Source organism: Heyndrickxia sp. FSL K6-6286, assembly GCF_038630395.1.
GTDB classification, from domain to species: domain Bacteria; phylum Bacillota; class Bacilli; order Bacillales; family Bacillaceae_C; genus Heyndrickxia; species Heyndrickxia oleronia.
The window spans coordinates 3,549,147-3,564,680 of record NZ_CP152029.1; the positions used below are offsets into that span (position 1 = coordinate 3,549,147).

The window sequence follows — 15,534 nt, forward strand, 5'->3', positions numbered from 1 at the left end:
AAAAAATAGGAACAGTTTAATCCTGTTCCTACATTTTTAATAGATGACCACCATCAAAGAAATATAGATATTTACCTATTACATCTTTTTGTATGATTTGTGCAATAGCTTGTTCATATAAGTCAATTTGAGTTCGATATCTTTTTTCTAATATCGACTTTGCCTCTTCAAATCCTCCTTTATAGCGATCATATATTCCATCTGTTTTATAGTCTAGAAGGATGATTCCCTCATCGACTTCGATCATACAGTCAATAATCCCTTGGATTAAAATCATGTCGCTATCTAATCGTTCATTTCCGTACAATTCCTTTGCAGAGACGGCCATACTAAATGGGACTTCTCTTTGAACTCTTTTTGCTGTTAACATCTTTTGTCCAATATCTGTTGAAAAAAGCGATAGAATTTGTGCAGAATCAATGACTGCAATTTGTTCCGAAGTCAATAATTCCTTTGCTTCTAAATGTACAAGCAGTTGTTCAATGGTTTCTATCGTTGGGGCTTGTTCCAATGATAGATGCTGCATGACCAAATGCATCGCAGTCCCTCGTTCTGCAGGTGAAATTGACTTTTGTCTCATAAACCGTGGTCGATTAAAAATTGGCTTCATACTACTATTATGAATAAGATCAATACTAGCAGCCTCATCACGCATTTCATACAAACGTTTCAGCTCGGAAACAGATTGTTTTGAGCGCTTGATTGTTGAAGCTTGATACGGATATTGATACATAAGGCGTTCAAATATGTCTATTTTGTGTTCAGATTGTATCGCTATCGGTTTTCCCGCCTTCACCTTGTCCATCCAATCATCAGTCGTTTCAATGGTTTGATCGGCATACTCTATGAGACTATTTTTTTCGACTAGCTCGATTTTCCAATGAGAGGGGTGATCAGTAATCTCTTCGATCAATACCGGCTTTACTTTTAGTTCATCAGGTATGAGTGAATCACAATGTTTATGCCGAATGAGTGCTGGCCCAATCCAATCTAAATAGGAAGTAGCTTTAGCTCGCATGCTATCTTTTAATAGCCAGTCTTGATGCTCTAAAGATTTACTCCATTTTTTTATTGTTTTCTCTGTATTTTTTACCGAACCTACTAAAATTAGCTTTTCCTTCGCCCGTGTTAAGGCGACATATAAAACACGCATTTCCTCAGAAATAGTTTCTAGCTTTTTCTTGCGTTTTAAGGCTAATTGCGGCAAAGATGGATAAGTGATTCTTTTTTCTGGATTTACATATTTTGTAGCAAAACCAAATTCCTTATCAAATAAATAAGAATGATGAATATCCATCATATTGAACTTTTTTGATAATCCAGCAATGAATACAACCGGGAATTCTAAACCTTTACTCGAATGGATTGTCATAAGCTTTACAACATCTTCTTGTTCACTAAGTGCCCTGGCAGTACCTAAGTCATCTCCTCGATCCTGCATTTTTTCAATGAATCGTAAAAAACGGAATAATCCCCGAAAGGAAGTTGCTTCGTATTGTCGTGCCCGATCATAAAATGCACGTAGATTTGCTTGACGCTGTTTCCCTCCAGGTAATCCTCCGACAAAATCATAAAAATGTGTATCACGATATACTTGCCAAATTAATTCTGATAGGGAACCAGTTCGCGCCATACTTCTCCACTCATTTAATTTTTCTATAAAACGGCTAAGTTTTTCGTGGAGTTCACCATTTTCAATTGTTGGTGTGGACAATATAAAATTTTTCACTGCTTCATAAAATGTTCCGCTCTTCGATTCAATTCGAATCATTGATAACTCCTCTTCATCTAATCCCAAAATAGGTGACCTCAATACAGAGGCTATTGGAATATCTTGATGCGGATTATCAATAATTTTTAATAAAGAAAGCATTATGGCAATCTCTGTTGCATCGAAATAACCGGTAGAAAGATTTGCATAAATAGGTATTCCTTCATGCTTAAATTGTTCCATTATTTCAGGTGCCCAAGGCATGGACCGCAATAAAATGACAATATCACTATATTGGATCGGACGATACGCTCCTGTTTTCGGATTAAAGATTGGTACTTTCTCCTTAATTAATCGCTTTATCCTTCTTGCCATATACCGAGCTTCTAATTGTGATTGTTCTAAATCCGCTTTATCGAACTCATCATGCTCCTGATCCATTTCAGTTTCGTCACTTTCATCACTAGCGTCTTCCTGATTAATCATAACGAACTCAATAGGATAGCTCTCCTCTTCAGGATAAGCAGCACCTTTTACTAGTTCTGCTTGCTTATCATACTCAATCTCACCAACATTTGTACCCATGATTTGTTTAAAGATATAATTTGTTCCTGCTAGTACTTCAAATCTACTACGAAAATTTTGTGATAAATCAATACGTAATCCAGTTCCGTCGCCGTCTGAACGAAATCGATGATATTTATTTAAGAAAAGATTTGGTTCTGCCAAACGAAAACGATAGATCGATTGCTTTACATCACCAACCATAAACAGATTCCCATCATACTCCCCATCTGCTGTTACAAGTTTTAAAATGGTCTCTTGAACCATATTTGTATCCTGATATTCATCCACAAGGACCTCTTTAAATTGTCTACGATAATTGTTAGCAGCAACAGACGGTTGTATTTCTCCACTTACTGAAGAGTCATCAGCAAGGATTGCTAAACAAAAATGCTCTAGATCAGAAAAATCCACTATTCCTTTTTCCATTTTCATCTGATTAAATCGTATGGAAAATGTTTTAGTCAATTCTATTAATGTTACAATCGTATCCTTCATTTCACCTATATCTTTTAGAAATAATTCTGGTTTTCTTTGAAAAAGCTCATCTTTCAGTTTTTCTAAAGTTGTCTTAGCTGACTTCCTTAAATCATCTGCATTTTTAACAAGATCTTTATCAAATTCATCTCCCCGACAGCTTTTCGCACGAGTAAATGCCCAAGCATTCATCTCCTGATATAGATCCTGCCAGGAACCTTCACTTCCTTGCAGTAATCGATCAACGATTGCTATATCATCTAAATAATTCTCTGCTCTAGGAGCCGGTCCACCAGGTACTTTGCTAAAGTTTAGTGCCTCCTCTAACATTTCCTTTGCACCTTGTAATGTTAGTTTAATATCAAAAAGCAGCACATCTATAAATGGAAGGTCGTCTATCGTAGTTGACTCATCTACCCTGTACAAATCAATAATTTCATCTAACCAGCTGTCAGGATTAGGATGAGATCTAGAAAATTCATATAGCTTTTGAATTAAGTCCTGTAAGCCTGCATCACTTCGATCATTGGTAAATGTATCGACCAATCTAAAAAATGAATCATTATTCTCCTTACCGTATTCATCCTCAAACAACTCATCTAGCACTTCATCCCTTAAAAGGTCTGCCTCTGTTGAATCAGCCAAGCGAAAACTAGGGTCGATATCAATTAAATAATAATATTTTCGTATGACCTCTAAACAAAAAGAATGCAAAGTTGAGATAGAGGCTTTATTTAAAAGGGTTAATTGCCGTCTTAATCGAGTCGAATGTGGTTGTTCACTAATCGCCTTCTCTAGGGCAGCACCAATTCTATGCCTCATTTCAGCAGCAGAAGCATTCGTAAAAGTAACAACTAATATTTCATCCACATCAATCGGATTTTCCATCGCAACTATTTTTTTTATGATTCTTTCTACTAAAACGGCCGTCTTTCCAGAACCTGCTGCAGCAGCGACTAAAATATCTTGATCCTTTGCCATAATTGCTTTCCATTGATCATCAGTCCAAGTTACTTCTTGAGGCTTAGATGGTATGGCTGTTTTCATTCGTTATAACCTCCTCTCTCATTCTTGCTAAGACATCTTCTTTGTTTCTAGAATTTAATACTCGATAATCATTACTTTCCAGTGATTGATCAAACTGACAAACAGATTTAAAAGCACAGTACTCACAAGGCGTTCGCTTTTTGAATTTATACGGCGCAATATCTACCATTCCTGATGAAATGTCATTTCCCGATTTCTTATATAGCCTTCTTACATACTGACTCATGAGCTTAAAATCTTCTTCACTAGCTACCTGTGAACGTGAAGATAATGTACCGTCTTTTTTAATTTCCGCTGATACAATTTTTGATTTTCCACTTTCTAAGGTCTGATCCATTAGTTTAATCACATTCGCGTCGTCTACGAGTAGACCTTTCATTTTAAAACTTTTAAAGATTTCTTCATCTATTTCATCCAGTGTTAAAATTCGATTACTTTTAACAATAGGATTGTGTAAATGAAAATATAAAACGCCTGCAGGCACGCCGTTTGTACCAATTAAGTTCTGTGAATGCGTCACAACTATATCCAAATAAGTTAACATTTGTAGTGCCAAACCATAATATACTTCTGTTAAATCTAATTCCCTCGCACTAGATTTATAGTCAATCACACGTAAATACACTCCATGATTGTCCTGTGCTTTATCTACACGATCAATCCTACCTTGCAGCTCCATTTTAGTGCCGTTTTTCAGTGTAAAGGTTAATGGTGGTAAAAATGCTTTCGGTCCGAAGCCTAATTCGAGCCCTATAGGTGCAAAGCCACTAACTTTTGCATGTTCACTTAATATTTGAGACGCCCTTCCTATAACCTGCTCTAGCTTTCTTTTAATATAGTGATGACGATTAGAACTTAATAATATTTGATGTTGTAGCATTGGAGCTAAAAAGGCGACTGCCTCTTTAGCTAAATGACCACATTGTTCCTGAGTTAAGTTTGCCCAAGATATTCCTTTTTTCTGAAGTTCTTCTGCAATCCATTTTAATGCACCATGGAATAAGTCACCAATATTCGGCGCTTCAAGCTTAAATATTTCTCGTTCCTGGAGCTTTAAACCATGAGTGGCAAAATGGGAGAAAGGACATGCATGGAATAACTCCATTCTAGAAACACTTGCTAATATTGTGTCTCCATATAAATCTTGACTAATTTCGTCAGATAATTGCTTTGCCTGATTTTGATAAAAAAGGCTTGAAATAACATGCAATGCCCGCTGCTTCTCAAACGGATTTTCGATATAGTAATGATAAACATCCCACCAAAAATCAGCCATTGGATACTTTCTCATTTTTAATTGGAGCTGGTTCGTTAAATAACCAATTGCACGATTCGGATGTGAAATATACTCCAGTTGTTCTTCATCCATTAGCTCAGATGGATCATTCACAGTCAGCTTCTCTACTAGATTAGGAAACATCTCTTTTATTCTTTTAATATATGGAGAAGCTAACAGAGCTTTCCCTTCTTCATTTGCAATTGGATAGGATAGATATAGTTTCTCAGATGGAGTAGTCAATGCCTTATAAGCAATAAATTCTTCATCTAATAATTTCATTCTGCTACTTGGTGCTATCTTTATCCCGTTATCCAATAGCTTCTCGCGATCAGAGTCTGCTAATACACCCTCTTCATTAATTTTCGCAGGAAGTATTCCATCATTTAAACCAATGACAAATGCTGCTTTAACGTCTGACAATCGCGATAATTCAAGATTAGCAATAATGACTTGATCTATTGCTGGTGGAACGATGGAGAATTTCATTGCTTCAATACCAGCGTCTAAAATTGTCGCAAATTTTTTTAACGATAGTTTCTCCTCACCTAGAATTTCAACAAATTGATCGAGTAATTCCATAACAGCATTCCATGCCTGATCATGTTCTCTTGCAGAAACTAGATCCCCTCGGTCTTCCGCTTTATTTCTCAGATTTTCAAGTTTTGCTGGAATGTCTAATTCTTCTAAAAATAAAAAAAGACTTTCACAGTATTCAAATCCTACTTCCGCTTTATTCAATCGACGAGCCAAACGGTTTATTGGTCCAGTAATCATAGACCGAAGCTCATTAATGTCAGACTCTATTTCTTTTTCTTTATCTGTTTGAGGAACAGACATATTTTCTAATCCGCGAAATCTTCGATAGCCCCAACGTTCTTTACTCGTCCATTTAGAGCCTTGTATCCCATAAGCTAAGACATAATTTTCTAGCTGATCCATTCTTTCTCGTAATCTTCCATTTTCCATTTGTAAAGGAAAGAGTAGTTCTGTTTTCACTGCACGAAATACAGGTTCATATCGCCAATAATTATTAATAATTTCAAAGGTTGAGCGTATAAACTCAATTAATGGGTGATGAAGCATTGATCGCTTTTGATCAATATAGTATGGAATCTCGTAATCAAAGAAACATGTTTCTACTATTTCTTGATAGTCATTTCCATTTCTAACCAGAATTGCAATATCTGCATAACGATATCCGTGATCCATAATAAGTGTACGAATCTCACGGGCAACAGCTTCAACCTCTGCTCTTCTGTTCCCTGCTTGATTTAATTCAATTTGTGGTAAACCACGATAGGCATGTACAGGGATTTGATCGAAATGCTTTTCTAATGAATCTAAACTGTCATGTGCAAATCGAATGGTGTCACGTAATTGGAATGTTTCCTCAATGTTGATTCCATTTTCTTTAGCCATTGTAAATAATATATTATAGGTCTCACCCGGCATCCGAAATAAGTGAAGGTCATCGGGTGGAACTTCTTTAAAAGGCTGATCCAATGTTAGAGCAATCGAAACTCGCTTACAGGTTTTCATCAATTGCTGAATGACCATATATTCTTGTGGTGTAAAACTATGAAACCCATCAACATATATTTCCGCTGCTTGTAAATAAGGAGAAGCTTGAATAGATGTAGAAAGTAATTTCAAATAGTCTTCCGAATCTATATATTTGTTTACTAATTGTTCCTCAAAATCCCGATAAATTAATGTTAAATCATGAAGCTTATCCGATAGTACTTTCTCATCGTTGCGATTCTCTAATTCTTTTAGTTTCAGTTCAATCTCATTAGGCTGAATACAATAACGTTTAAATTCCGTAATCATTTTTTCGACGTGGTGGACGAATCCAGTTTTATCTGCAGCTTGTCCAAATAATTTAAATTCATCCTTTTTATCTTCAATAATTTTTCGAATGAGCATATTTAAGCCTTCAGTCGTAATATGTAAACGACTGATGCCGCCCGTCTCTTGTAATATTCTCCAGGCAAGGCGGGTAAAACTGAATACTTGTGCACGTATCATTCCAGCTAGCCCTGGGGTCTTGATAAAGCTATATTCAGATAAAAAAGTCATTTGATCTGGCACTAAATAAATAATGGGTGTACCATTTGGGTCCTGCTTTAATTTTGTGCGTATTTCATCCGTTATCAACTTTGTTTTTCCCGAACCTGAACGACCAATGACAAAACGAACAGACATAATTTCATCTCCTACCTACCTTCATATACTTCTATTATAATATAATTTCAACATTACTACGGATGAAAAAATTTGGTTAACGATTAAATTGAAAAAGGTCAATGATATGAACCATTGACCTTCATCTTACACTACTATTACCTCAATCCCCATCAAAAAGATTAAATAAACCTTTTGCAATACTTCCTTCATCTTTTGAACCGCCAGCTGCAGGCATTGCAGCAAATACTCTACTAGCAAGTCGACTAAATGGCAGGGATTGGACCCATACGGAACCTGGCCCCCTCAATGTTGCAAAAAACAACCCTTCTCCTCCAAATAATGCTGTTTTTACCCCTTTAACAAACTCGATACTATAATCTACTTCTTGCGTCATTGCTACTAAGCATCCCGTATCCACACGAAGTGTCTCCCCAGGTGCTAAATCTTTTCTATGTATCGTTCCTCCTGCGTGAACAAACGCTAATCCATCACCTTCAAGTTTTTGCATAATAAATCCTTCTCCACCAAAGAAGCCAGTACCAATTTTCCGTTGGAATTCGATCCCTACCGAAACACCCTTTGCTGCTGCTAAAAATGCATCCTTTTGACAGATGATTTTTCCTCCTAATTCACTTAAATCCATTGGGATAATTTTGCCTGGATAGGGTGAAGCAAAGGACACATGTTTTTTCTCCATTCCTTCATTTGTAAAGGTTGTCATAAATAGACTTTCACCAGTCAACATTCTTTTTCCAGCACTAAAAAGCTTACCCATAAACCCACTACCACCAGAAGAGCCGTCCCCAAAGATGGTTTCCATATGAATATTATCTTCCATCATCATTAAACTTCCTGCTTCAGCAACTACAGTTTCTTGAGGATCTAGCTCTACCTCAACAAACTGCATATCATCGCCATAAATTTTGTAATCAATTTCATGATTATTCATCGTTTTTCCTCCATTAAATAGGGTGCAAATCTATATATGTATTTTATAAAAAGAAAAGACTTTCGGCTATATAAAAAATAAGCTATTAATACTATTTTAGACATTACTTAACCCTCTTTGATTGTATTTTCATCTAACACTTCTTTTATTAGTCTTCTTTTCTCAGTCAGTAGGGCTTTTACAATAGCAACAGAACTATACAAAACACCTATAATTGATTCTAAACTAAAAATGGAACCGTGGAATTGGTCCCATTCAGTCATCTTTTTGTTTTTTACATCATAATCCCGCCATCTACATGGAGGACAATACCGTTTACGTAGTCCGATTCATTCGAGGCTAAAAATAAATAAGCATTGGCGATGTCTTCGGGTTTTCCTAATCTTTGCATTGGAATAGAAGCTTTCATTGCTTCAACTACTTTCTCAGGTACTGTAGCCACCATATTCGTTTCTGTAAAGCCGGGTGCCACAGCATTTACATTAATTCCTTTTCTTCCTAATTCTTTTGCCCATGTTTTAGTCATTCCAATAATAGCTGCCTTTGCTGCTGCATAATTGGTTTGCCCAACATTTCCATAGACACCGCTAACAGAGGATGTACTCACTATTTTTCCCTTCCCCTGATCAATCATGAACGGCGCTACAGCTTGTGTACAGTTAAAGACTCCTGTTAAATTCACATCAAGAACTTGTTGAAAATCTTCTTGCTTCATTTTTGTTAGCATCGCATCTCTAGTAATCCCTGCATTATTAATAAGAATATCGACTGTCCCAAATCTACTTACTACTTGTTCTACCATCATCCCCACACTATCTTTATTAGATACATCAACCTGAACAAATATCACATCATAGCCTTCTTCATTTAACTCTGTCTGCCTCATAACACCTTCTGCTTCATTGAAATCTGCAATTACTACCTTTGCTCCTTCTTCGGCAAAACGTTTAGCTGCCGCAAATCCAATTCCATTGGCTGCCCCAGTTATAATTGCTACTTTATCTTTTAATCTCATATAAAGTCCCCCTTTAACCTAAAAAATTTCAATCCGTAAATCATGAATTAAGACTGTTTTCTTATAGCTTGTTGCTTTTGTAAAAGCCCAACTACCGGCTTTTATCCCCAATAAAAGATTCAGCAATTCTTATGAAGTTTGTAACTCTTTTCTCAGTGAAATGAATAGATATTTGTTAAAGCTTTACTTAAATAGAAACAATGTTTAAGAAAAGAGCTTAAATGTTCACAAATATTTGTATTCGACAAATCTAGTGTTTTCTCCTATGTCATCCATCATTTACTCCAATTAAAATAAAAAGGACTCCCAAGGGAGCCCTTCAATAAATATGCTATGTATAGTTACTTACCCTCTTTGTTCTTTTTTTTCCATTTTTTTTGCTAGTCTTGCCTCGATTCGTTTTCCAATAAACCAAAGGACTAAAATTATTAGAAAGACACCTACTGTTTTTAAAGGGTTCTTGATGAGAGAGACCAAATCATATCCAACGAAACTGACGATAAAGATCATTACCATTTTTCCGGCAACAACCGCTAGGATATATTGAAAAATATTAATTTTTGAGAGACCCGCAACAATATTCACAACCGCTGAAGGTGTAAATGGAAAACATAAGAGTAAAAATATAGGGCTAAATCCATGAGCCTCGAGCCAATGGGTAATTTTTTTCACTTGACGATTTTTACGTAAAAAAGAGAGTATACGCGTATTACCAAATCTACGGATAACCAAAAAAACTAAAATAGCACCGCCACTAGCACCCGCCCAGGAAATTAGAAAACCATACCATAGTCCAAAAGCATTAGCATTTGCCAATACGATGATTACTAGTGGTAGAAACGGTAAAAAGGCTTCTAATATAAGTAATAAAATCCCAGGTAAAGGTCCAAAGGAACGATATTGATCGATTAAATTCATCATATTTTCAATGGTAAACCATTCTTTAAAAGCGTGAATATCCATCTTGTTTCCCCTATCCTAAAAAGCCCACTAAATAGAAATTTCCTTTAGTATAGCATAAAATAAGATAGGTTTATAATTCTATAGCTAGTTAATTCATCAAACGAATACTATTTAGATTCTCTTAAAAGATAAATCATACATTTTTTTCCTTTGCAAAATATCCTACTTTTCTCCCGCACTTCCCTGTAAAGAAGTATTAGTATAAAGTCTTCCTATTTTACATACATACGAAAAAAACCACATTTTGTGGTTTTTTTTTCGAGATGATTTATACGTATTGTAAAAACCAATCCTTAATATAATCTAAACGTTTCATTCGTAAGTTCGGCTTTCCACTTCGTGATAATTCATGATTTGATTCAGGGAAGCGAATAAACTTCGTTTGTTTTTGTTGACGCTTTAACGCTATAAATAATTGTTCTGCTTGTTCAATTGGGCAACGATAATCTTTTTCACTATGGAGAATTAATAATGGTGTTTCGATATTTTTTGCATATGCAAGTGGTGAATGCTTCCATAGTTTTTCGATATCACTTAAATCAGCAAGAATTTGCCACTCAGAGAAATAGTAACCGATGTCACTAACACCGTAAAAGCTAATCCAATTCGAGATCGAGCGCTGGGTGACAGCTGCTTTAAAACGATTTGTCTGCCCTACAATCCAGTTTGTCATAAAGCCTCCATAGCTTCCACCAGTCACTCCTAATCTCTCTTTATCAATAAAATCATATTGTTCAAGAACATAATCGACTGCATTCATTAAATCCTTATAATCGTTTCCGCCATAATCTCCCCGTACAGCATCAACAAATTTTTGTCCATATCCATGACTTCCGCGAGGATTTACATAGAGAACAGCAAATCCTTGAGCTGCTAGGATCTGAAATTCATTAAAATACGTATTGGCATACATAGTATGTGGTCCACCATGAATTTCTAAAATCAATGGATACTTTTTACCTACTTCAAAACCAACTGGTTTCATTAGCCATCCATGTACTTTCCAGCCTTCTTCACTTTCAAATTCCACTGTTTCTACATTAGACAGTTCCCTAGTTTCCAAAAACTCCTTATTCACAAACGTTATTTGTTTCTTTTCAGCATTCTGTAAATTAACAGTATGCAATTCACCGGGTTCTACTGGTGAACTGATTGCAACTACTGCAGTATGATCCTTTGGATTTAAAGAGAAACCGTACACATGCTGTGGTTCATGTAATGCTGGATACACTTCACCTAGTACATTTCCATAGTAAATAATGGTACTGCCGTGATCAGAAACAATAAAGTAAAAGCTTTTATTATCCTCCGCCCACTGTACTCCTGGTATATTTGCTCCTTGTTGAAAATCACCTACAACATAGTCACCAACAGGCGCATCGATCCCATCTGTTAAACAAATAAGTTCCTTCTGCTCTAGGTCATATAACCATACCTTACTATGTGTTGCATTTTTAAATTCTTGCTCGCTTCCAAGAAATGTTAAATAGCGACTATTCGGAGACCATGAAGTCTGCCAAAATCCTCCTGTTCCTTTTGTAACAAGAATGGACTCTTTTGTTTCAACATTTAATAAATAAACATCTGATTTGAATGATGTATCACGATCCTCAGATAAATCAGCAATATACGTAATATACTTTCCGTCTGGGGACCATGTTTCCAATGAATAATGATGGTCACCTGTTGTTAATTGTTCCATCTCACCCGTCTTTAAATCAATCACTCCAATTTGGGAATGCTGAGTGAGATCTAAAAAGCCGCTGGCATCGGATTTATACTTCATTTTTTCAACTTCAAGAGGCTTCAGTTCTTTTTCCTTTTCCTTCTCCCCTTCTTTCTGATCGTGAATCGATTCATCTTTACCAATTACTACTGAAAAGGCTAATTTCTTACCACACGGAGACCATACTGGATTTCGAGCACCGTTTTTACAAAAGGTCACTTGTTTTGCCTCACCACCAAATTTAGAAAGAACATAAATTTGTGGGCTCCCTTCACGATTTGAAACAAAAGCAAGCTCACTACCATCTGGTGACCACTTAGGTGAATTGGTTCTGTGATTACCATAGGTCCACTGTTTTGGATCATTGTCATCTATATTCATAAAATATAAATTGGAAACATAATCATTTTTTTCCTTATCGATATGAGTTTGTACATAAACAACCTCTCTACCGTTTGGAGAAAGTTGTGGATCAACAACTGATTTTAATTCATATAAGTCCTCTGTTTGGATACCAACTTTTTTAGCCACTTTAATCACCTTCCATTTTAACTTTGCCTTTTAAGCAAATAAGATTATTTACTTTATTTATTTCGACACCCAAAACAATATACCTGCAATTTTTTTATTTTTTTCTCATCTTGTATATGTCGATAGATAAAACAATTGGAGAAACTAATCGAAAGAATTAACTTGAAATGATTTTCTATTGCAGGTAAAATATTTTACGAACATACGTTCCTTTAAATGCGAAAAGAGGGATAGAAATGACAAAGATACCTGAAAAAGACCATCATATTATTGAGCAGGCAATCTATTTGCCGATGTTACTCACAATCTTAAACCGTGATTTAAAAATTATTGAAAACAGTCCGTTTAAACTAAAAAAACCGTATCTTGAATGGATAGAGGAAACAATGAAATCTATCCAAAAAGAACTATCAAGCATCAAACGTTATATGAAGCAACATCAAATAAAAGTGGAGAAGTTAAAATCAGATGAAACCTTTACTATGTATCTGTTTTTATACAAAGGTTATGAGGAGCATCATAATTATTTTAATCCGAGGTTACGTAACCGCTCTGAAGAATTATTGAGGTATTATTTATTTCAAAAAGGGTCCAATTGAAACGAGGCTAGTATCTTATGTTTTTGACCAGCCTCGCTTTTTACCATTATCATTGGTTAATCTTCAATATATCGTTTAATATCATATTCCCTTTTTCTTTCAGAAGCTTCCATGTGTAAATAAAATCCCGATTTCTTATACTTACTCTCTATATTCTCCATATTTTGATAAAAGCGCATTCGCAACTGTGCTGTCCGCTGTAATTGGTTGACAAAAGAACTTCTTGATATAGGGATTTCTATTGTTTGTTTATTTCGAAAGGTGACTAACGTGTTCCCGGAAGGTGATTTATCATGTTGGGATACATGATCATGTGAAATCCAGATACAATCGGGATTAATCGGTGATGTAGTTGGGAGTAAAAATATCGAAGTAAATGGGTCGACGATAATAGGTGATTTGTGTGTAACGCCAATTAAATACTGAGTTCCTCTCTTACGTCCTTCATATGATGCGCCAAAATACTGACAACTCTTCTTCACAATATCTAACGGCTTAAAAGGAGAAATAAATTGATTTTCCACTTCCAATATCTCCGAATAAACCTTTGAACCATAAAGCATCGGAAAAATCGCCATTGTATACGGAGAAATCTCATATTCCTCTATGATCCGTTCTTTTTCATGCATTTTTTTCTCTCCTTTTCAACATTTTTTGTGGAAATACACCCAAATAATAACATAGATTTCCAATTTTGTCATATTATTTTCAAAAAAGTTAAAAAATTTCTGAGTGTTCATTTCTGAAAATTAGGATTATTTATTGATTTTTCAATCAATATTCTTTATACTAAGAAAAAGCATAGAGGTGATCATCGATGGAAAATAGAAAGTCCTACACAGATTTAGTTAAGGCATATGCGATGACACAAATAAAAAATGAAAATTTCATGGTAGAAATTTATGCTGAAATGATTTTACAAGAACTGTTATTAACGAAACGGAAAGAGCAAATAAGGAAAAAGATTGACTCTGCCCTTGATAGAAGAGACATAAAAGCATTTTCTCTCTTAACCGATGAATTAATAGAGTTAGAAAAACAATTTGGATCTTAAGTACGTTATACAGCTGAAAGCCCCCTTTACCTAAGGGGGCTTTCCTTACTTATCTGTATCAAAGTCTTCAACCATACGGATTCGTTCTAACATCGTTGGATGATCATATCGAAAAATTTTCACTAATAGTGGTGGATTAACCTGGCTTAGCCCAGATTTCGTTAAATCATGAAAGGTTTGAATTGCCGCTTCCTTATTTCTTGTCATTTCCATTCCATAACGATCTGCACGCATTTCCTCATACCGCGATATCCAATTAGTCATTGGACTTACTACAAATAGTAGCATAGATGTAATTAATAAAAATAATGGTAAAGAACTTAATTGAGAAATTCCAGTTACTTTTAAATCCTTTCCATGTTTTCTTAACCACCAGCTCATGATATGAGAGGTTAGCCATAAACCTATACCAGTTAATAGTATATAACCCGCAATACCGAAATAAATATGCTTTTCAACATAATGACCCATTTCATGTGCCATAATAAAGAGAATTTCTTCCTCATTCAGTTGTTCCAAAGTTGTATCCCATAATACAATTCTCGCATTAGAACCTATACCAGTTACATAGGCATTTAGAGAGTTTGTCTTTTCAGACATGTTCACTTCGTATACATGTTCAGCCGGGATATTGGCTTTTTCTGCTAATGCAAGGATCTTTGTTTCTAATTCCTTATTTTTCAAGGGATAGAAGTCATTATATAAAGGGTCAATAACAACTGGTTGAATAAACATCATAAAAACCATAAATGGAATGGAAAGAAGCCATGCAGGTAGCCACCATCTCTTTTTAAATCGTTTCATCAACCAGTATAGAACCACAACAATAATAAACATTTCAATAAAGCCTACCCAAAAATCAATCACTTCATCTTTCATCCATAATGAAAAATTCTGTGTAGAGATATGATAAGCTTTTGAAAAACGATAGGAAATATAACTTAATGGAAAAGTGGCAATAAAAGAGATGACAGAAAGCAAAAATAGATAAACAGCTGTTTGAATCACATGAAACTTTGATGTGTTTTTTGCCCATTTTTCCATCCCTTTGGATATTCCAAAGATTAGAATAAGAAAATAAAATAACCATTCATAGGGAGTAGACAGAAAAAATAATAAATTCCTGATTTTTGAGTATTCCTCACTAAGCATTAATTCCCTATAATTTAAAAAAGTTGCTGGATCTACACTCGTCCCTTTAAGTGAGTCTGGTACCGCTGCCTGTGCAATGTAAAAAAGATAGACATACATAGCTAGTCCAAAAAGCAAATATGCTATCACTGCACGAAATGTCCATTTTCTTAACAATTGATCTCCTCCCCTCTTGTCCTTTTATAAATGTAGTTTTGTCATAATAAAAATATACCCATCTTTACTAAAGTTTATATTTTTTATATACAATGCACATGCTCATAGACCTATATATTTGTAA

The 15,534-nt window shown here is 35.2% G+C and carries 10 protein-coding genes; 2 read left to right on the forward strand and 8 right to left on the reverse strand.

Going from position 1 to position 15,534, the window contains the following annotated elements; translation table 11 throughout:
- Positions 1-28: 28 nt before the first annotated feature.
- The 6 genes from addA to MHI39_RS17900 all read right to left on the reverse strand — a co-directional run bounded on the left by addA (position 29) and on the right by MHI39_RS17900 (position 12,449).
- A complete protein-coding gene (gene addA / locus MHI39_RS17875) occupies positions 29-3,799 on the reverse strand; it encodes a helicase-exonuclease AddAB subunit AddA (protein WP_342539869.1) in 3,771 nt (1,256 codons plus the stop codon).
- Positions 3,777-7,283 (reverse strand): helicase-exonuclease AddAB subunit AddB, encoded by a 3,507-nt coding sequence (addB, locus tag MHI39_RS17880; protein WP_342539870.1) that lies wholly within the window; start codon positions 7,281-7,283, stop codon positions 3,777-3,779. Before addB ends, addA begins: the two co-directional genes overlap by 23 nt.
- A gap of 142 nt (positions 7,284-7,425) precedes the next feature.
- Positions 7,426-8,214: a TIGR00266 family protein gene (locus MHI39_RS17885; RefSeq protein WP_278892727.1), complete on the reverse strand. Its 789-nt coding sequence runs from the start codon at positions 8,212-8,214 to the stop codon at positions 7,426-7,428.
- 274 nt (positions 8,215-8,488) lie between these two features.
- Entirely contained in the window at positions 8,489-9,229 is a 741-nt protein-coding gene (gene fabG / locus MHI39_RS17890) for a 3-oxoacyl-ACP reductase FabG (RefSeq protein WP_278892729.1), read from the reverse strand.
- Between the two features lie 345 nt (positions 9,230-9,574).
- Entirely contained in the window at positions 9,575-10,192 is a 618-nt protein-coding gene (locus MHI39_RS17895) for a TVP38/TMEM64 family protein (RefSeq protein ID WP_058004770.1), read from the reverse strand.
- A gap of 268 nt (positions 10,193-10,460) precedes the next feature.
- The gene (locus MHI39_RS17900; protein ID WP_342539871.1) at positions 10,461-12,449 is read right to left on the reverse strand and encodes a S9 family peptidase; all 1,989 of its coding nucleotides are present in this window, start codon (positions 12,447-12,449) and stop codon (positions 10,461-10,463) included.
- A 236-nt stretch (positions 12,450-12,685) separates the two neighbouring features.
- Between MHI39_RS17900 and MHI39_RS17905 the strand changes: the two genes are divergently transcribed.
- Positions 12,686-13,048: a hypothetical protein gene (locus tag MHI39_RS17905; RefSeq protein WP_280618231.1), complete on the forward strand. Its 363-nt coding sequence runs from the start codon at positions 12,686-12,688 to the stop codon at positions 13,046-13,048.
- A gap of 56 nt (positions 13,049-13,104) precedes the next feature.
- Here MHI39_RS17905 and MHI39_RS17910 read toward each other — a convergent pair whose 3' ends face one another.
- Positions 13,105-13,677 carry a competence protein ComK gene (locus MHI39_RS17910; protein ID WP_058004767.1) on the reverse strand — a complete coding sequence of 191 codons (573 nt, stop codon included), beginning with the start codon at positions 13,675-13,677 and terminating at the stop codon, positions 13,105-13,107.
- Positions 13,678-13,865: 188 nt separating this feature from the next.
- Here MHI39_RS17910 and MHI39_RS17915 point away from each other — a divergent pair, with 188 nt between their 5' ends.
- A complete protein-coding gene (locus tag MHI39_RS17915; RefSeq protein WP_058004766.1) occupies positions 13,866-14,102 on the forward strand; it encodes an IDEAL domain-containing protein in 237 nt (78 codons plus the stop codon).
- A gap of 45 nt (positions 14,103-14,147) precedes the next feature.
- Here the strand turns inward: MHI39_RS17915 and MHI39_RS17920 are convergent, their stop codons facing one another.
- Complete coding sequence (locus MHI39_RS17920) at positions 14,148-15,410, reverse strand: M48 family metallopeptidase (RefSeq protein WP_280618232.1); 1,263 nt, start codon at positions 15,408-15,410, stop codon at positions 14,148-14,150.
- Positions 15,411-15,534: the final 124 nt, after the last annotated feature.